The following is an 18,470-nucleotide window of genomic DNA, read 5'->3' on the forward strand; positions in this document are numbered from 1 at the left end:
CCCGGTGCAATACCGGGCGGGGCTTTTTTGTCTCGGTTACGCGAGCGCTATTACAGCAGCGGGATCGAGTAGCTGACGATCAGGCGGTTTTCGTCCTGCGAACGCGTGTTCGGCAGGTCGGTGCGCCAGGTCGCGTTTTTCCACGCCAGGCCCAGGTTTTTCAGCGGACCTTCCTGAACGACGTAAGCCAGGCTCAAATCGCGCTCCCACTCGGAAGCACCATTGGCCGCCTCGCCACCCTTGGCGTTAACGGTATCGATATTGTCGCCGTGCAGGTACACCAGACCCGCCGTCAGGCCAGGTACGCCGACCTTGGCGAAGTCATAGGAGTAGCGTGCTAGCCAGGTATGCTCGCCGGCACGGCCGAACTTCTGGATTTGCGAGTCGGTGATGGTGTAGTTCGACGAACCGTCGCCCTGGTTCAGCCAAGGGAAGTCACTGCTGCCGTTGCTGACCTGGTAACCGCCACCGAAGGTGTGACCGGCAACGGTGTACAGGAACAGGCCGCTGTACAGGTTGTTGTCGACCTTGCCTTTGCCATTGGCTGCACCACTGTAGTTGCCAGTGGTGAAGTACAGAGGGTCGTGACCGTTGGCACCGTCGTCGGAGCTGTTGAAGTAACGCAAGTCAGACTTCAACACGCCAGGGCCGATGGCCCAGTTGTGCACCAGACCCAGGAAGTGTTGCTTGTAGAACTCTTCCAGGTTGCCGTAGTAGTACTGGGCCGTCAGGTCCTTGGTGAGCTTGTAGTCACCGCCGGCATAAATGAATTTGTTGCTGTCGCGGCCTGTAGCGGATCGGCTGTTGGCGCCGGAGATAGACAACTGCTCGTTGTTGCTCGAGTTACGACCTTTTACCTGCTCGATCTGACCACCGATCAAGGTCAGGTCCTTGATGTCGCTCGAGGCGAGCTGGCCGCCCTGCCAGGTTTGCGGCAACAGACGACCGTCATTGGTCACGATCACCGGCAACTTTGGCTGCAAGGTACCCAGCTTCAGCTCGGTCTGGGAGATCTTGGCTTTGGCAGTCAAACCCAGGCTGGAGAAGTCATCAACCGCTTCGCCGTTGGACTTGCTCGGGAACACGGTGCCGCCGTACGAGTTGTTGCTCGCGCCGTTGGTGCCGCCACCGGAATCCAGTTTGACGCCCAACAGACCGATCGCATCGATACCGAAGCCGACGGTGCCCTGGGTGTAACCGGAGATGAAACGCAGATCGAAGCCTTGGCCCCATTCTTCGTTTTTGTTCGGGCCAGTGCCGTCACGGTAATCAGTGTTGATGTAGAAGTTACGCAGCCCCAGTGTTGCCTTGCTGTCTTCGACAAAACCCGCGGCGCTTGCCTGCTGGGTCAAAACCCCGACGGCCACAGTCATGGCCAAGGTGGACTTGTTCATGTTTCGCTCCTCTCGTTTCTAATTCTGATGTTCCTGGTCCCGAATCGATCGCCCGGGATCCTGAATGCGTAAATTCGCGGCAAACCGCCTGAGCCGGTCATTTGGCGGGCCGCAGGATACATGGCCTTAAAGCTAAAAAGAATTTATTGATGCTTTTTAATATCGTCTCGGAATATGACTTCCCACGACAGATCCGAGGTATCGGCGGCTAGGCCAATTCCTGAACCTGATCAACGGTCGAGGGACGAAACTGCCAAATCCGGGCTCAGGGATGAGTGTCGGACAGGCGCACTTTAAGCGGGATATTTAAAAACTAAAAAGAATAATAAATAATCATTAAAGATCATTATGGAATATAAAAAAACAGACAAAAAAACCTCGCCAGCAGGCGAGGCTTTTTCAGAAGTCTTGTTACAGGAAGCTGTAGGTGTAGTTGAAGATCAGACGAGTCTGGTCAACATCAGGGTTGTTGGAGACTTCACTGCCACGGTAGACGCCATTACGCAGTGTTACGCCGAAACCTTTGAGAGCACCCTGCTGGATGGTGTAGTCGATCCGCATATCGCGCTCCCACTCGGACCCATCAGGGCCGCTGCCGTTGGTAGCCTTGATGTTGTCGCCATGCAGGTAGGCGATCGAAGTTTTCAGTCCCGGCACGCCCAGTCCGGCGAAGTCATAGGAGTACTGACCGAAGGTGGTGTTTTCACCGGCACGAACAAAGCCGTTGATCATGGCGTCGGTGAACAGGTAGAAGCTGGCGCCGCCGTTCCCTTCCGGACGGCCATTGCTATCAACCACGTTGCCCTGGTTCAGGAAAACGAAACCGCCGTCATCGTTGACGCGCTGATGACCGAGCAGGAAGGCGTTGCCACCCAGGGTGTAGGTGAACATGGCGCTCCAGGTCTTGTTATCGACCTCGCCCGGGGTCTTGGCGAAACCGTTGTTGTTGTTGAAACGGAAACCCGGATCACCGTTCTTGCCGTCGGAGCTGCTGTCGAAGTAGCGAATATCAGTCTTGAAGGACTGGTTGGCGTCGATCGGAAAGACGTGAATCAAACCCAGGAAGTCCTGCTTGTAGTAGTCCTTCAGATTCGAGTGGTAGTACTGCAGGGTCAGGTCCTTGGTGACCTTCCAGTCGGCACCACCGTAGTAGAACTTGTTGCTGTCCTCTGTACCGCCCGCCACGGCCAGGCCGGTGGAGTTCGAAGAGGCGCGACCTGCCGAGTGCTCCAACTGACCTGCGTTGAAGGTCACGTTGTCGATTTCTTTCGAAGTGATGGTGCCACCGTCAAAGGTCTGTGGCAGCAGACGGCTGTCGTTCGCGACCAGGATCGGCAAGTTAGGTGCCAGAGCGCCACCCAGGTGGGCCTCGGTCTTCGAGAAGCGCGCCTTGACGTTGGCCGCCGCACGGCTCCATTCGTGTACGGCCGAACCATCGGTGTCGCTTGGGAAAAAGGTGTTGGCATCCGGATGGTGCCCCTTGCCGCCATCCAGGTGGATACCCAGCAGTGCCTGGGCGTCGATACCGAAGCCGACAGTACCTTGGGTGAAACCGGACAGATAATCGAATTTCAGGCCTTCCGCGGACTCTTTCTGATCCGCACCGCCTTCACGGTTATCGTTGTTGTAATACATGGTCCGGGAACTGATGGACGCCTTGCTGTCCTCCAGGAAACCTGCGGCGCCTGCCTGCTGCGCCAAAACCCCAACGGCCACGGCCAAAGCCAAGGTGGACTTGTTCATTGTGTAGCTCCTCTCGATTCTAATTCTTGTATTCCTGGTCTCGAGTCGTCGCCCGAAATCCTAAGATGCGCGATTAGCGCCAGACCGTGACCCACAAGTCAATCGTAACCATGTGTGTCTACGACCATAGTCTAACCCCCGATTTTTTGGTCCCTGCCGGGTCATGAATTCGTCATGAACCTGAAAAGAATTACCCGCTTCTTTTCTAATACCGTTTAGGAATTTAGCGCTCAATTTCCAGATCCCCCAGAACAGAGGGTTCGGCTCATAAGCTAATTCCTAAACGGTATTTATTTTTGCTTTTTTAGATCGATTAGTTTCTGACGCAATTCGGAAACAAATCCTTACCGAAAGGCAGCCCCATGACGACCAAACGCGCACTATCCGGAGCAATTGTTACAGTTTGTATATCTCTCGCATTTTCTTTCACCGCCCAGGCGGCGAACCTCACCGTCGGCTATCAAACCGGAATCGACCCCAGCAAAGTCCCCCAGGCCGATGGCCTTTATGAAAAAACCATCGGCCAGCCCATCGACTGGCGGCGCTTCAACAGCGGCCCGGAAGTGGTCACGGCGATTGCCTCCGGCGATGTGCAAATCGGCAATCTCGGCTCCAGTCCGCTGGCCGCTGCCGCCTCGCGCAACCTGCCGATTGTCGCGTTCATCGTCTCGGCCCAGATCAATGCCGCCGAAGCGCTGGTGGTGCGCAATGGCAGCGGCATCGAAAAACCGCAAGATCTGATCGGAAAGACCATCGCTACACCTTTCGTTTCAACCTCCCACTACAGCCTGCTTGGTGCGCTGAAGCACTGGGGCCTGGACAGTTCGAAAGTCAAAGTGGTGAACCTGCAGCCGGCGGAAATCGCGGCAGCCTGGAAGCGTGGTGATATTGATGGCGCGTTTGTCTGGTCGCCCGCCCTGGGGGAAATCCGCAAGACTGGCAAGACCCTGACCGACGCTGCGCAGGTGGGCCAATGGGGTGCGCCAACCTTTGAGGTCTGGGTAGCGCGTAAGGATTACGCCGAGAAGCACCCAGAGGTGGTGGCCAGATTCGCCAAGGTCACCCTCGACGCCTTTGCTGATTACGCAGCGCATAAAGCCAACTGGACGGTCGACTCGGAGCCGGTGCAGAAAATCGCCAAATTGACCGGTGCCAATGCCGCCGACGTGCCGGAGTTACTGGCCGGTTCTGCATTCCCGGATGCCAAGGCGCAACAGAGCGCCGCGCTGCTGGACGGCGGCACGGCCAAGGCCATTGGTGAGACGGCGAAATTCTTGAAGGAGCAAGGGAAGGTGGAGACGGTGTTGCCGGATTATTCGCCGTATGTCAGCGCGAAGTTTGTCACTGAGTAATTGCTGAAGGCTGCTGTGCGCCCATCGCGAGCAGGCTCGCTCCCACAGGGATACTCGGTCAACTGTGGGAGCGAGCTCGCTCGCGATGAAAGCGACGCGGTCAGAGGGCTTTTTCGAAGATCTTCGAATTACGCTGATAGTTGTACAGCGACGCCCGCGCCGACGGCAGACGGTCAACGCTGCTCGGCACAAAACCACGCTCGCGGAACCAGTGCGCAGTGCGGGTGGTGAGCACGAACAAGGTTTTCAATCCCTGAGCCCGCGCGCGGTTTTCAATGCGTTCCAGCAGCTCATCACCGCGACCGCCATGGCGATATTCCGGATTCACCGCCAGGCACGCCAGCTCACCGGTATCCGAATCGGCAATCTGATACAGCGCCGCGCAGGCGATGATCATGCCTTCGCGCTCAACCACACTGAACTGCTCAATCTCACGCTCCAGCACTTCGCGGGAACGGCGCACCAGGATGCCCTGCTCTTCCAGCGGGCTGATCAAATCCAGCAAACCACCGACGTCTTCAATGGCCGCTTCGCGCACCACTTCGAACTGCTCCTGCGCCACCAGCGTACCGCCACCGTCACGGGTGAACAGTTCGGTCAGCAGTGCACCGTTCTCGGCATAACTGACGATATGACTACGGGCCACACCGCCACGACAAGCTTCGGCAGCGGCATCCAACAGTTCCGCCTGATAGTTACTGCCCAGGCGCTGCAAATGCGCCGGCACCTGTTGCGGACGCAATTCGCGCACCAGACGCCCGTTTTCGTCGATCAAACCCAGTTCGGCGCCAAACAGCAGCAGCTTGTCCGCCCCCAGCTCGATGGCCGCTCGCGTGGCGACGTCTTCACAGGCCAGGTTGAAAATCTCCCCGGTCGGCGAGTAGCCCAGCGGCGACAGCAGCACAATCGAGCGCTCGTCCAGCAGACGGTTGATGCCCTTGCGGTCGACCCGGCGCACTTCGCCGGTGTGGTGATAGTCGACGCCTTCAAGCACGCCGATCGGCCGGGCCGTCACCAGGTTGCCGCTGGCTACCCGCAGGCGCGAGCCCTGCATCGGCGACGAAGCCATGTCCATCGACAGACGAGCCTCAATGGCAATGCGCAACTGGCCAACCGCGTCGATCACGCACTCCAGGGTCGCGGCATCGGTGATGCGCAAGCCGTGGTGGTAATGCGGGGTCAAGCCACGGGCCGCGAGGCGCGCTTCGATTTGCGGGCGGGAGCCGTGAACCAGCACTAGACGCACACCCAGGCTGTGCAACAGCACTAGGTCGTGGACGATATTGCCGAAATTCGGGTGTTCAACGCCGTCGCCGGGCAGCATGACGACAAAGGTGCAATCGCGGTGGGCGTTGATGTAAGGCGAAGCGTGACGAAGCCAATTGACGTATTCGGGCATGAACCTGGGCCTGTAATAAATAGCAGCCGAAAAAAGGGCGAAACTGAAAACGCACAGCAGGCTGATGGTTATCGTCGGAACAGGCTTGGCGACACGCGCGCTCTCCTCATGAATACGGGTTTGGGTACCGGCAATTTATACGGCTTTGTCCGTTATGGCACGGAACCTGTGGGAGCGAGCCTGCTCGCGAATACGGTGTGTCAGACACACAAGTATCAACTGGCACTCCCTTTTCGCGAGCAGGCTCGCTCCCACATGGATTGCGTTCAATTGACAGGCACCGTGTTTTGCGCCGGTGTCAGGCAATAATGTTCGATCAACTGTCGTAATAGATGCACCGTAGGCTGCAAACGTGACATTTCGAGGTATTCCCCCGGCTGGTGGGCACAGGCGATATCACCCGGGCCAAGCACCAGCGTTTCACAGCCAAGGCGCTGAAGATAAGGTGCTTCGGTGCCGAACGCCACTGCTTCGGCGCTGTGACCGGTGAGCTTTTCGGCAAGGCGCACCAACTCGGCGTCCTCGGCCTGTTCGAAGGGCGGCACTTCGGGGAATAACGGCGCGTAGGTGATCTTCACCTGATGCCGCTCGGCAACCGGGTTGAGCTTCTGCAGGATCTCTGCACGCAAGACCTTGGGGTCCATGCCGGGCAACGGGCGCAGATCAAACTCCAGCGAACACTGGCCGCAGATGCGATTGGGATTGTCGCCGCCATGGATGCAGCCGAAATTCATCGTTGGTGTCGGCACGCCGAACTGTGGATTGCGGAATTCGCGCTGCCACAACAGGCGCAGGCCACGCAGTTCACCGATCGCATCGTGCATGGCTTCCAGGGCGCTGTGGCCCAGGCGCGGGTCCGAGGAATGCCCGCTCTGCCCGAGGATGTCGATGCGCTCCATCATGATGCCTTTGTGCATGCGGATCGGCTTGAGCCCGGTCGGCTCGCCGATCACCGCCGCCCGCCCCAGCGGTCGCCCCGCCTCGGCCAGCGCGCGGGCACCGGACATCGAACTTTCTTCATCGCAGGTGGCGAGAATCAGCAACGGCTGTTTGAACGGCTGATCGAGCAGCGGTTTGACCGCCTCGATGGCCAGGGCGAAAAAACCCTTCATGTCGCAACTGCCCAGGCCAATCCAACGACCGTCGACTTCAGTCAGCTTCAGCGGGTCGGTTTGCCACAGCGCGCCGTCGAACGGCACGGTGTCGCTGTGCCCGGCCAGCACCAGGCCGCCGGGGCCGGAGCCGAAACTGGCCAGCAGGTTGAACTTGCCGGGGCTGACCTGCTGGATCTCGCAGGTAAAGCCCAGCTCACCGAGCCACGTTGCCAGCAGATCGATGACCGGGCGGTTGGATTGATCGAGACTGGGCTGTGTGCAACTGACCGACGGTGCGGCGATCAACGCTGCGAATTGTTCTTTCATCGACGGCAATGGCATCGCTGACTCCCGGCACCCGAATTGAGGTCCATCATAGAACCAACCGATGACAGGAATAAACCGTCTCGGCGCGTACTAACCTTGAGTCCTGTACACTGCACGACCTTGGCAGCCACACATTCCCCCGGCTGCGCTCCCGATCCTGGATTTTCCGGCCATGCAGAAAGAAACCGAAATCAAACTCCGCGTCAGCCGCGAAACCCTCGCCGCCCTGCGCGAGCACCCGTTACTGAAAAAACGCAACAAAAGTGGCTGGGAACGCCGTGAGTTGATGAATCAGTACTTCGACACGCCCGAGCGCGACCTGGCCCAGGCCAAAGTCGCCCTGCGCCTGCGCAAGGATGGCGACGAAGTGATTCAGACCCTCAAGACCCGTGGCCAGAGCGTCGCCGGCTTGTCCGAGCGTAATGAATTCAACTGGCCCCTGCCCAAGGCCAAGCTCGACTTGAAGAAACTCGACGGCGAATGCTGGCCCGAGGAACTGGCCGAGCTGGACAGGAAGACCCTGAAGCCGATCTTCACCACCGACTTCGTCCGCGAACGCGCAGAAATCGCCTGGGGTCGCGGCAAGACCAAAGTGGTCATCGAAGCCGCGCTGGACCTGGGTCACGTCGTGGTCGGCAAGCAGAAAGAAGAAATCTGCGAGCTGGAACTGGAACTGCGCGAAGGCGAACCGGCAGCCCTGCTGGAACTGGCCGCCGAGCTGGCCGAGAAACTGGCCCTGATGCCCTGCGACATCAGCAAGGCCGAGCGCGGTTATCGCTTGTACGACGCCCACAGCTATTCGTTGAGCCTGCCGGCGCCGCAGATCACCGCCGAAACGCCGCTGGACGATGCGTTCGCCGCGCTGAGCTGGCATTTGCTGGGCAGCAGCCAGCGTCTGGCCGAGCAGTATCGCTTCAACGGTCACTGGCGCCTGTTGCAGGACTGGGTCGAATGCCTCGCGGAAATGCGCGCGCTGATCAGCAGCCTGGGCCAGGCCGCACCACGCCAGTCGACCCACGATTTGCGTATCGCCCTCGATGCCTTGCTGGAAGACTGGCGCCCGCTGGTCCAGGCCGGCCTGGAAGATGAAGACGTGCGCAAAGCCGCGCCCGAGCAGTTCCTCGAAGAACTCGAAGACCCGCGCTGGGGCCTGTTCTCCCTGACCACCTCGCGCTGGCTGCTGGCCCGCACCTGGGCCGCCGACCGCAACACCCGTGGCAATCGCCAGGGCGCTGCGCAACTGGGCAGCTGGTTGCCGCGCCTGCTGGGCGAAGAAGCCACTTCGTTGCAATTGCAGCGTTACCAGCAACAGCCGGAAGACCTGGCCGAGCAACTGCCGCGCATCGAACGCATCCAGGTGTGGCTGCACCATGCGCGTAACGTGCTGGAGATCCCAGAAATGGATCGCCTCTACGGTGAGCTGAACAAGCTGGCGCAACTGGCCAACGAGTCGATCACCGACGAAGTCCTGGATGCGCGCAAGCAGCAGGCGATCGCGGTGTATCAGAACCGTGCCTGGAAAATGTTGCTGCGCCTGTAATACCGCATTCGCGAGCAGGCTCGCTCCCACAGGATTTATGCGGTCCTTGTGGGAGCGAGCCTGCTCGCGAAGAGGCCAGCACATTCACCGCAAAATCTCAGACCGGCAAACTGGTAGTCGACTTGATCTCCGACAACGCCACGATCGAATTCACCTCCTGAATCCCCGGCACCATCGACAGCTTTTCGAAGAAAAAGCGCTCGTAGGCCTCGATGTCCGCCGTGACAATCCGCAGCAAGAAATCCACCGCCCCCATCAGCACGTAACACTCCAGCACCTCCGGAAAGCCGCGAATCGCCTCGGTGAATTCGGTGAAGTTCGAACGCCCGTGGGCATTGAGTTTCACCTCCGCGAAAATCTGCGTGTTCAGGCCGATTTTCTTGCGGTCGAGCAAGGTCACCTGGCCGCGAATGATGCCCTCCTCTTTCATCCGCTGAATCCGCCGCCAGCACGGCGATTGCGAGAGCCCCACTTGCTCGGCGATCTGCGCGCTGGAAAGCGAAGCATCCTCTTGCAGCAAGGCGAGGATCTTACGGTCGTAGCTGTCCAGTTCGCTTTGCATAAAAAAACCCTTAACCGAGTAACAAGTGAATTGATTGATTCTTCATTTCCGTAATACAGCCAATCATAGAGAAGAAATACCCGGCACAGGATGTAAACATTTCTCCAATGATTTTGGAGCCAGACCATGCCGTATCTCGAAGCCGTGAACACCCCACCCGCCCGCGCCGATGTCTGGAACGTCGGCAACACCCATTGCCGGGTTCGCTATCAAATGCTGGCCGAGGCAGAACCGGACCTGCTGTGTCGCGCCCTCAATCTGTTCGCCCTGCAATTGCTCACACCGGTGCAGGTCAACGCGCAGCGCCAGGACGACTGGTTGACCATCGAGATCGTCATCGACGGTTTGAGCTGGCACCGCGCGCAAGTGATTGCGGAAAAACTTCGTAACCTGATCAGCGTCTGCTCGGTGGAGCTGCAAGAAGCTGATGCCCCATGGACCGAAGCGGCTCAAGCGGCGGGCTGAAAAACTCCGAAACGGCTTTGTCGGGTAGTGGCCCAGCGGTCAGCCGGGCCACGGCTATCCTTTGCGCACTGTCGTTCAAAAGGAGCCCGCATGTCCGTACATCTCGCCTTTCAGGACCGCTGGCTGGATCTCAATGACCTGCTGCGCGAACTGGTCGCCCAAGGCTTTATCAGTCAGGATTCGGCCGAACACGCGCTCAATGCCCGCCGCCGCAACGCCTCCCTTGGCCAGATGCATCCGCTGGAGTTCATTGCCAGCCAACAGCTGGACGATCTCAGCCGTCCCGGCAAACCGCTGGACCTCGAGAGCCTGACCCTGTGGCTGTCCCGGCAGGCCGGCCAGCCTTACCTGCGCATCGACCCGTTGAAAATCAATGTCGCGGCCGTGACCCCGCTGATGTCCTATGCCTTCGCCCAGCGCCACAAGATCCTCGCGGTAGCGATCGACCGCGAGGCGGTAACCGTGGCCAGCGCCCAGCCTTATGTCAGCGGCTGGGAGGCTGACCTGACCCACGTGCTCAAATTGCCGATCAAGCGTGTGGTAGCCAACCCAGTGGACATCCAGCGCTTCAGCGTCGAATTCTTCCGCCTGGCCAAATCGGTCACCGGAGCGAACAGCGCCGACCCGCAAGTCAGTACCCTCGGCAATTTCGAACAGCTGCTCAACCTCGGCGCCAGCGACCAGGAGCCGGACGCCAACGATGCACACATCGTCAATATCGTCGACTGGCTGTTCCAGTACGCGTTCCAGCAACGCGCCAGCGACATCCACATCGAACCCCGGCGCGAGCAAGGCACGGTGCGCTTTCGCATCGACGGCGTGCTGCACAACGTCTATCAATTCCCGCCCCAGGTCACCATGGCCATCGTCAGTCGCCTGAAAACCCTGGGGCGCATGAACGTCGCGGAGAAACGCAAACCCCAGGACGGCCGGGTCAAAACCAAGACCCCGGACGGCGGTGAAGTCGAACTGCGCTTGTCGACACTGCCCACGGCCTTCGGCGAAAAAATGGTCATGCGGATCTTCGATCCGGAAGTATTGCTCAAGGACTTCGACCAGCTTGGTTTCTCCGCCGACGACCTGCGCCGCTGGCAGGACATGACCCGCCAGCCCCACGGCATCATCCTCGTCACCGGGCCGACGGGTTCGGGCAAGACCACCACCCTCTACACCACCCTGAAAAAACTGGCGACGCCGGAGGTCAACCTCTGCACCATCGAAGACCCGATCGAAATGGTCGAGCCGGCGTTCAACCAGATGCAGGTCCAGCACAACATCGACCTGACCTTCGCCGCCGGGGTGCGCGCGCTGATGCGGCAAGACCCGGACATCATCATGATCGGCGAGATCCGCGACCTCGAAACCGCGGAGATGGCGATCCAGGCTGCGCTCACCGGGCACCTGGTGCTGTCGACCCTGCACACCAACGACGCACCCAGCGCCATCAGCCGCCTGCTGGAACTCGGCGTGCCGCACTACCTGATCAAGGCCACGGTGCTCGGCGTCATGGCCCAGCGACTGGTGCGGACCCTGTGCCCGCACTGCAAGGCGCCGCTGACGCTGGGCGAAGACGACTGGCAAACCCTGACCCGTCCCTGGCAAGCACCGTTACCGACCAATGCCCAGCGTGCCATCGGTTGCGTGGAATGCCGCGACACCGGTTATCGCGGTCGCGCCGGGGTCTACGAAATCATGCAACTGAGCGACAGCATCAAAGCGCTGATCAGTCCCGACACCGATCTGTTGGCCGTACGGCGCCAGGCATTCAAGGAAGGCATGCGCAGCCTGCGGCTGTCAGGAGCGCAAAAGGTCGCCGCCGGGCTGACGACCATCGAGGAGGTTCTGCGAGTGACGCCCCAGAGCGAGCAGAACTGAGCCCGGCTGTACTTATCCGGCATCGGCACAGCTACACTCCAGCGATTGCAACTCCACAGATCCACACATCAACAAGGAATCGTTATGCAGATCGGTAGTGTGCTTTTGCTTTTTGTCGGCCTGGTGGTCGCCATTCTGTTCATGGGTTTCAAGGTCGTGCCCCAAGGCTTTGAATGGACCGTCGAGCGTTTCGGTCGCTACACCAACACGCTCAAGCCGGGGCTGAACGTGATCATTCCGGTCATGGACCGCATCGGGCGCAAGATGAATGTGATGGAAAGCGTGCTGGATATTCCGCCGCAGGAAGTCATCACCGCCGACAACGCCACCGTGCAAATCGACGCCGTGTGCTTCTTCCAGGTGGTCAACACGGCCCAGGCGGCCTATGAGGTCAATAACCTCGAACACGCCATCCGCAACCTGCTGCAAACCAACATCCGCACCGTGCTCGGCTCGATGGAACTCGACGCCATGCTCAGCCAGCGCGACGGGATCAACGAAAAACTGCTGCGCACCGTCGACGAAGCGACCGCGCCGTGGGGTATCAAGATCACCCGGATCGAGATCAAGGACATCAGCCCACCCGCCGACCTGATGGCGGCGATGTCGGGGCAGATGAAAGCCGAACGGATCAAGCGTGCACAAATCCTCGAGGCCGAGGGCCTGCGCGCCGCAGCGATCCTGACCGCCGAAGGCAAGAAGCAGGCGCAGATCCTCGAAGCCGAAGGCAGTCGCCAGGCCGCCTTCCTGGAGTCCGAAGCCCGCGAGCGGCAAGCCGCGGCAGAAGCACAGGCGACCAAAGTGGTGTCCGAAGCCATCGCCAGCGGCAACGTGCAGGCGGTCAACTACTTCGTGGCGCAGAAGTACATCGATGCGCTGGGCAAGTTGGCCTCAGCCAACAACAGCAAGGTGATCCTGATGCCGCTGGAGGCCAGTTCGATGATCGGCGCGGTGGGCGGCATTGGCGAAATCGTCAAGGCCACTTTCGATAACAAGAAAGCCTGAGGCGCGCCATGTGGGCATTTTTGCAGCACCTCTCGTTCTGGGACTGGTTGGCGCTGGGCACAGTGCTGTTGATTCTCGAAGTGTTCGGCGCTGGCGGTTACCTGCTGTGGATCGGCATGGCCGCGGCAGCCGTGGGCGTCTTGATCTTCCTGCTGCCGGACCTGTCCTGGGAATGGCAGTTTCTATTGTTCAGCCTGCTGTCGATCACCACCGCGTTGTACTGGTGGCGGCGTCAGCGCACGGCGGCGCGTCCGAGCGATCAGCCGCACCTGAATCTGCGCGGCCAGGAACTGATCGGCAAGACCTTCGTGGTGCATGAAGCGATTGTCGACGGTCGCGGCAAGATCAAGGTGGCCGACGGCGTGTGGATGGCCCGCGGGCCGGACTCCGCCATTGGCAGCCGCGTGCGGGTGGTCGGCCAGCAAGGCGCGATCCTGCTGGTCGAAGCAGAGGAATAGGCAACCACGGAACTCGATTGGGGGTTGGCAATCCAACCGCGTAGTCAACCCAGTGGAGTCACCCTGTCATGCGTTTCAAACTTGCTGTCGCTACCGTCGCGCTGTTGTCCCTGCCTGTCGGTTCGGCGATGGCCGATACTTTTTGGCGTAACGTTCTTACGTCCGGTGCAACCACCGGTTCGAGCTATCTGACATCCAAGGATAACAAGCTGGTCGTCGCGGCCCAGGACGATGCCAGCAGCTTCGTCGCCAGCGACGGCAGCATCCGCGGCCCGTACCTGGAAGCGGCCATGCAGAAAGTCCGCGCCGACAACCCGGGCCTGCAAGCCACAGACATGGAACTGGCGAATGCGATCCTGGCGAAGAATGCCGTGGCTTCGGAGTAAGCGTTGCGAATGAAAAATGCCGCTCAATTGAGCGGTATTTTTTTGCCCTGCGAACACAAATCCCATGTTCACCGAGCCTCCCTGTAGGAGCGAGCCTGCTCGCGATTGCGGTGGATCAGTGAAATCTTCAGTGACTGTCACACCGCAATCGCGAGCAGGCTCGCTCCCACATTGGTTATGTGTTTCCTGGGATGTCAGCGATAGTCATCCACCGGCACACACGCACAAAACAGGTTCCGATCCCCATACACGTTGTCCACCCGGTTCACCACCGGCCAGTACTTGTGAGCCTTGGTGTGCGTGTCCGGCGTGACCGCTTGCACGATGCTGTACGGCCGCTCCCACACGCCGGTGATGTCGGCCAACGTATGCGGCGCACCTTTCAACGGGTTTTCTTCAGCCGGCCAGTTACCGTTCTGCACCTCGTTGATTTCCGCGCGGATGCTCAGCATCGCTCCGATAAAGCGGTCCAGTTCCGCCTTCGACTCACTTTCGGTCGGTTCGACCATCAGCGTCCCCGGCACCGGAAACGACATGGTCGGGGCATGGAAGCCGTAGTCCATCAGGCGCTTGGCCACGTCCTCCTCGGTAATGCCGGTCAACGCCTTGAGCGGTCGCAGGTCGAGGATGCATTCGTGGGCCACCCGCTCGTTGCGCCCGGTGTAGAGCACCGGGAAGGCACCGGACAAATGCCGCGCCAGGTAATTCGCGGCCAGGATCGCCACTTCGCTGGCGTCCGCCAGCTGCGGCCCCATCATCGCGATGTACATCCAGCTGATCGGCAAAATGCTTGCGCTGCCCCACGGCGCTGCGCTGACGGCGCCATTTTGCGGGTGCGGCCCGTCGATCGGCACCACCGGATGGTTGGCCACGAACGGCGCCAGGTGCGCCCGAACACCAATCGGCCCCATGCCCGGCCCACCGCCACCATGGGGAATGCAGAAGGTCTTGTGCAGGTTCATGTGCGAGACGTCGGCGCCGATATCGGCCGGCCGCGCCAGCCCGACCTGGGCGTTGAGGTTGGCGCCATCCATGTACACCTGACCGCCGTGCTGGTGGATCACTTCACAGATTTCGCTGATGCCTTCCTCATACACCCCATGGGTCGAAGGATAGGTCGCCATCAGGCAGGCGAGTTTGTCTGCGGCCTGCGCGGCTTTTTCCTTGAGGTCATCCAGGTCGACGTTGCCCGCCTCGTCACACTCGACGATCACCACGCGCATCCCGGCCATTTGCGCCGATGCGGGATTGGTGCCATGAGCCGACGAAGGAATCAGGCAGATATCGCGGCCGCCCTGATGACAGCTCTCATGGTATTTGCGGATTGCCAGCAGCCCGGCGTATTCACCCTGGGCACCGGAGTTGGGCTGCATGCAGATCGCGTCGAAACCGGTGATCGCACACAACCAGCGCTCCAGTTCTTCGATCATCAGCCCATAACCGGCAGCCTGTTCCTTGGGCACGAACGGGTGCAGATTGGCGAACTGCGGCCAGGTAATCGGGATCATCTCGCTGGTGGCGTTGAGCTTCATGGTGCAGGAGCCCAGCGGGATCATCGATTGATTGAGCGCCAGGTCCTTGTTTTCCAGTTGTTTGAGGTAGCGCAGCATCTCGGTTTCGCTGTGATGGGCGCTGAACACGGGATGGCGCAGATAAGGCGAAGTTCGCGCCAACCTTTCGGGAATTCCGCCAGGCAGGACCTCTGCATCCAGGTCATCGATGCTGAGCCCGTGATCGGCACCCAGGAACACATCGAACAGCTTCGCCACAGTGCCTTCGTCGCAGGTCTCGTCGAGGCTCAGGCCCAGTTGGCCGCGCCCGAGAATGCGCAGGTTGATCTGCGCGGCCCGGGCACTTTCGATGATGGCGGTCTGGGCTCCGCCGACTTCCAGGGTCAGGGTGTCGAAGAAGTGCCGGTTGACCCGGGTGATACCGTTGCGCTCAAGCCCGGCGGCCAGGATGCAGGTCAGCCGATGTACCCGCTGGGCAATCCGCTTCAGCCCTTCGGGGCCGTGATAGACCGCATAGAAACTGGCGATATTGGCCAGCAGCACCTGGGCCGTGCAGATGTTGGAGTTGGCCTTCTCCCGGCGGATGTGTTGCTCGCGGGTTTGCAGGGCCATGCGCAGGGCGATGTTGCCCCGCGCATCTTTCGAAACACCGATGATCCGCCCGGGAATTGCCCGTTTGTATTCATCGCGGCTGGCAAAAAATGCCGCGTGCGGCCCGCCGTAGCCCATGGGCACGCCAAATCGCTGGGACGAGCCGAACACCACATCGGCACCCAGTTCACCCGGCGGGGTCAGCAACAACAGGCTCAACAAATCCGTGGCGACACAGGCCAGGGCCTGTTGCGCGTGCAGGTGATCGATCAGTGGCCGCAGGTCGTGGATTTCACCGTGGGTGTCAGGGTATTGCAGCAGCGCGCCGAAGACCTGGTGCTGCTTCAAGTTATCCACAGCGTCGACGATCAGCTCGAAGCCGAAACCCTCAGCGCGGGTCTGCACCACGGAAATGGTTTGCGGGTGGCAGTTTTCGTCGACAAAGAACAGGTTGCTTTTGGACTTGGCGACCCGCTTGGCCAGGGCCATGGCTTCCGCCGCGGCGGTGGCTTCATCGAGCAGCGAGGCATTGGCCAGCTCCAGGCCGGTCAGGTCGATGGTCAGTTGCTGGAAGTTCAGCAGCGCTTCGAGCCGCCCTTGGGCGATCTCTGGCTGATAGGGGGTGTACGCGGTGTACCAGCCGGGATTTTCCAGCACATTACGCACAATGACCGCCGGTGTAAGGGTGCCGTGGTAGCCCATGCCGATCAGGCTGGTCCAGACCTGGTTCTGCTCGGCATAACCGCGCAGTTTGGCCAGCGCGGCCTCTTCATCGAGTGCCGGGGGCAGGTCCAGCGCCCGGTTGAGGCGGATGCCCGGCGGCACCGTTTGCTCGATCAATTCGACCCGACTGCCCAGGCCGAGGCTGTCGAGCATCGCCTGTTGCTCGGCGGCATCGGGCCCGAGGTGGCGGCGCAGGAAGGCATTGGGGTCGCGTAACTGGCTCAGGGACGGCAATTGGGACATGACGGGCTCTCTCTTGACTGGCGCTCAGCGTCGATGCAACACGGTCAAACCAGCATAGCAGTCGATGCCACAGAGCCTTGAAGATCAGGATCCCGGAAACTGAAAAGCCCCGACAAGTCGGGGCTTTGGGGATGACGCTTAAGGCTTACTCGCCGATGGCGGCCTTGTAGGCCATCGCGTCGAGCAGGTTGTTCAGCTCAGAGGTATCGCTTGGCTCGAGTTTGAATATCCAGCTGTCATAAGGCGCGCTGTTGAGCAGTTCCGGGCTGTTGGCCAATTCATCGTTAACGGCAATGACTGTACCGGAAACTGGCGAGTAGATATCCGACGCGGCCTTGACCGACTCGACGACACCCGCAGCCTCACCGGCAGCGAACACTTTGCCGATTTCCGGCAGCTCAACGAACACTACGTCACCCAAGGCTTCCTGAGCATGGTCTGAAATACCCACTTTCACGCCGCCATCATGGTCTAGACGGGCCCATTCGTGACTTTCGGCAAAACGCAGGTCGACAGGGATTTCGCTCATGTTCTGTGTCCTCAAGAAAAATGTCAGCGGTCATTGCCCGCCAAAAAAAGTTAGATCAAGGTTTTACCGTGGCGTACGAAGGTCGGTTTGACCACTCGGACCGGGTACCACTTGCCACGGATTTCCACTTCAGCGCGGTCGGCGGTAGCCACCGGCACGCGCGCCAGTGCAATCGACTTGCTAAGCGTAGGAGAGAAACTACCACTGGTGATCTCCCCTTCGCCAACATCGGCGATGCGGACCACCTGATGAGCGCGCAAAACACCGCGCTCCTCAAGGACCAGACCGACCAGTTTTTGCTGTACGCCGGCGGCCTGCTCGGCTTCCAGCGCCTTGCGCCCGATGAACTGCCGGGTGGCGGGTTCCCAGGCAATGCTCCAGGCCATATTGGAGGCCAAGGGGGAAATATCCTGCTGGATGTCCTGACCGTAAAGGTTCATGCCGGCTTCGACCCGCAAGGTATCCCGCGCGCCGAGGCCGATGGGAGAAATCCCGGCACCGACCAGATCGTTGAAAAAGCCTGGCGCCTGATCGGCCGGCAGAATGATTTCCAGGCCGTCTTCACCGGTATACCCGGTGCGCGCGATGAACCAGTCACCATCGGACAGGCCTTCGAAGGGCTTGAGGAGCTGGATCAGGTTGCCACGGGACTGGCTGACCAGCTCGGCAATTTTTTGCCGGGCGTGGGGGCCCTGGATGGCCAGCATCGCCAACTCGGAACGCTCGCGAAGTTGCACGTCGAAACCGTTGAGATGGGCTTGCATCCACGCCATGTCCTGATCGCGGGTGGAGGCGTTGACCACCAGGCGATAACCCTCATCGAGACGGTAGACGATCATGTCGTCGACGATCCCGCCCTGCTCGTTGAGCATGGTGCTGTACAACGCACGGCCGGGGCTGTGCAGGCGTTCGACATCATTGGCCAGCAAATGCTGGAGCCAGGCTTTGGCCTGGGCGCCGCCGACATCGATTACGGTCATGTGGGATACATCGAAGACACCGCAATCGCGGCGCACCTGATGGTGCTCCTCGACCTGCGATCCATAATGCAGAGGCATGTCCCAACCGCCAAAATCGACCATCTTCGCGCCGAGTGCGAGATGAAGGTCATACAGAGGCGTACGCTGTCCCATGGGTTTCTCCTTCCGGGCGTGGCGAAGGCGCGGGCAGGTGCTGCACGGACTGAATGCCTTGTAACAAAGGGCCTTCAGCCAATTTCAGCTACCTGGTCTGTCAGACCGACCGCACCGAATGCCGCGCATTGTAGCCGCAA

Annotated in this window: 15 protein-coding genes; 7 read left to right on the forward strand and 8 right to left on the reverse strand. The window is 60.2% G+C overall.

Annotated elements, in window-relative coordinates:
* Positions 1-50: 50 nt before the first annotated feature.
* Together WHX55_RS29655 and WHX55_RS29660 are read right to left on the reverse strand one after the other, a co-directional pair.
* Complete coding sequence (locus WHX55_RS29655; RefSeq protein ID WP_150753904.1) at positions 51-1,394, reverse strand: OprD family porin; 1,344 nt, start codon at positions 1,392-1,394, stop codon at positions 51-53.
* Between the two features lie 411 nt (positions 1,395-1,805).
* Positions 1,806-3,137, reverse strand: a complete 1,332-nt coding sequence (locus WHX55_RS29660) for an OprD family porin (protein WP_150753903.1) — start codon at positions 3,135-3,137, stop codon at positions 1,806-1,808.
* Between the two features lie 362 nt (positions 3,138-3,499).
* Between WHX55_RS29660 and tauA the strand changes: the two genes are divergently transcribed.
* The gene (gene tauA, locus WHX55_RS29665; protein ID WP_150757502.1) at positions 3,500-4,489 is read left to right on the forward strand and encodes a taurine ABC transporter substrate-binding protein; all 990 of its coding nucleotides are present in this window, start codon (positions 3,500-3,502) and stop codon (positions 4,487-4,489) included.
* 100 nt (positions 4,490-4,589) lie between these two features.
* On the opposite strand, the gene argA is transcribed toward tauA, so the two are convergent.
* Together argA and argE are read right to left on the reverse strand one after the other, a co-directional pair.
* Positions 4,590-5,888, reverse strand: coding sequence for an amino-acid N-acetyltransferase (gene argA / locus WHX55_RS29670; RefSeq protein WP_150757501.1), 1,299 nt, complete (start codon positions 5,886-5,888; stop codon positions 4,590-4,592).
* Between the two features lie 266 nt (positions 5,889-6,154).
* Entirely contained in the window at positions 6,155-7,324 is a 1,170-nt protein-coding gene (gene argE / locus WHX55_RS29675; RefSeq protein ID WP_353741765.1) for an acetylornithine deacetylase, read from the reverse strand.
* A 157-nt stretch (positions 7,325-7,481) separates the two neighbouring features.
* Between argE and WHX55_RS29680 the strand changes: the two genes are divergently transcribed.
* The gene (locus tag WHX55_RS29680) at positions 7,482-8,849 is read left to right on the forward strand and encodes a CYTH domain-containing protein (protein WP_150753899.1); all 1,368 of its coding nucleotides are present in this window, start codon (positions 7,482-7,484) and stop codon (positions 8,847-8,849) included.
* A gap of 97 nt (positions 8,850-8,946) precedes the next feature.
* Here WHX55_RS29680 and WHX55_RS29685 read toward each other — a convergent pair whose 3' ends face one another.
* On the reverse strand, positions 8,947-9,411 hold the full coding sequence (locus tag WHX55_RS29685; protein WP_008015415.1) for an Lrp/AsnC family transcriptional regulator: 465 nt from the start codon (positions 9,409-9,411) through the stop codon (positions 8,947-8,949).
* A gap of 126 nt (positions 9,412-9,537) precedes the next feature.
* Between WHX55_RS29685 and WHX55_RS29690 the strand changes: the two genes are divergently transcribed.
* The 5 genes from WHX55_RS29690 to WHX55_RS29710 all read left to right on the forward strand — a co-directional run bounded on the left by WHX55_RS29690 (position 9,538) and on the right by WHX55_RS29710 (position 13,600).
* On the forward strand, positions 9,538-9,876 hold the full coding sequence (locus WHX55_RS29690) for a hypothetical protein (protein ID WP_150753898.1): 339 nt from the start codon (positions 9,538-9,540) through the stop codon (positions 9,874-9,876).
* 90 nt (positions 9,877-9,966) lie between these two features.
* Positions 9,967-11,751 carry a GspE/PulE family protein gene (locus WHX55_RS29695; protein WP_150753897.1) on the forward strand — a complete coding sequence of 595 codons (1,785 nt, stop codon included), beginning with the start codon at positions 9,967-9,969 and terminating at the stop codon, positions 11,749-11,751.
* Positions 11,752-11,835: 84 nt separating this feature from the next.
* A complete protein-coding gene (locus WHX55_RS29700; RefSeq protein ID WP_056726404.1) occupies positions 11,836-12,756 on the forward strand; it encodes an SPFH domain-containing protein in 921 nt (306 codons plus the stop codon).
* Between the two features lie 8 nt (positions 12,757-12,764).
* Positions 12,765-13,214 carry an NfeD family protein gene (locus WHX55_RS29705; RefSeq protein WP_150757499.1) on the forward strand — a complete coding sequence of 150 codons (450 nt, stop codon included), beginning with the start codon at positions 12,765-12,767 and terminating at the stop codon, positions 13,212-13,214.
* Between the two features lie 68 nt (positions 13,215-13,282).
* Positions 13,283-13,600 (forward strand): DUF2388 domain-containing protein, encoded by a 318-nt coding sequence (locus tag WHX55_RS29710; RefSeq protein ID WP_056726402.1) that lies wholly within the window; start codon positions 13,283-13,285, stop codon positions 13,598-13,600.
* Positions 13,601-13,794: 194 nt separating this feature from the next.
* Here WHX55_RS29710 and gcvP read toward each other — a convergent pair whose 3' ends face one another.
* From gcvP to gcvT, 3 genes are all read right to left on the reverse strand, one after another.
* Positions 13,795-16,668: an aminomethyl-transferring glycine dehydrogenase gene (gene gcvP, locus WHX55_RS29715; RefSeq protein ID WP_150757498.1), complete on the reverse strand. Its 2,874-nt coding sequence runs from the start codon at positions 16,666-16,668 to the stop codon at positions 13,795-13,797.
* 145 nt (positions 16,669-16,813) lie between these two features.
* Positions 16,814-17,197, reverse strand: a complete 384-nt coding sequence (gene gcvH, locus WHX55_RS29720) for a glycine cleavage system protein GcvH (RefSeq protein WP_150724966.1) — start codon at positions 17,195-17,197, stop codon at positions 16,814-16,816.
* A 50-nt stretch (positions 17,198-17,247) separates the two neighbouring features.
* Positions 17,248-18,330 (reverse strand): glycine cleavage system aminomethyltransferase GcvT, encoded by a 1,083-nt coding sequence (gene gcvT / locus WHX55_RS29725; RefSeq protein ID WP_150757497.1) that lies wholly within the window; start codon positions 18,328-18,330, stop codon positions 17,248-17,250.
* Positions 18,331-18,470 lie beyond the last annotated feature (140 nt).

This window comes from Pseudomonas fluorescens (assembly GCF_040448305.1).
In the GTDB taxonomy this organism is placed as follows: Bacteria; Pseudomonadota; Gammaproteobacteria; order Pseudomonadales; family Pseudomonadaceae; genus Aquipseudomonas; species Aquipseudomonas fluorescens_BH.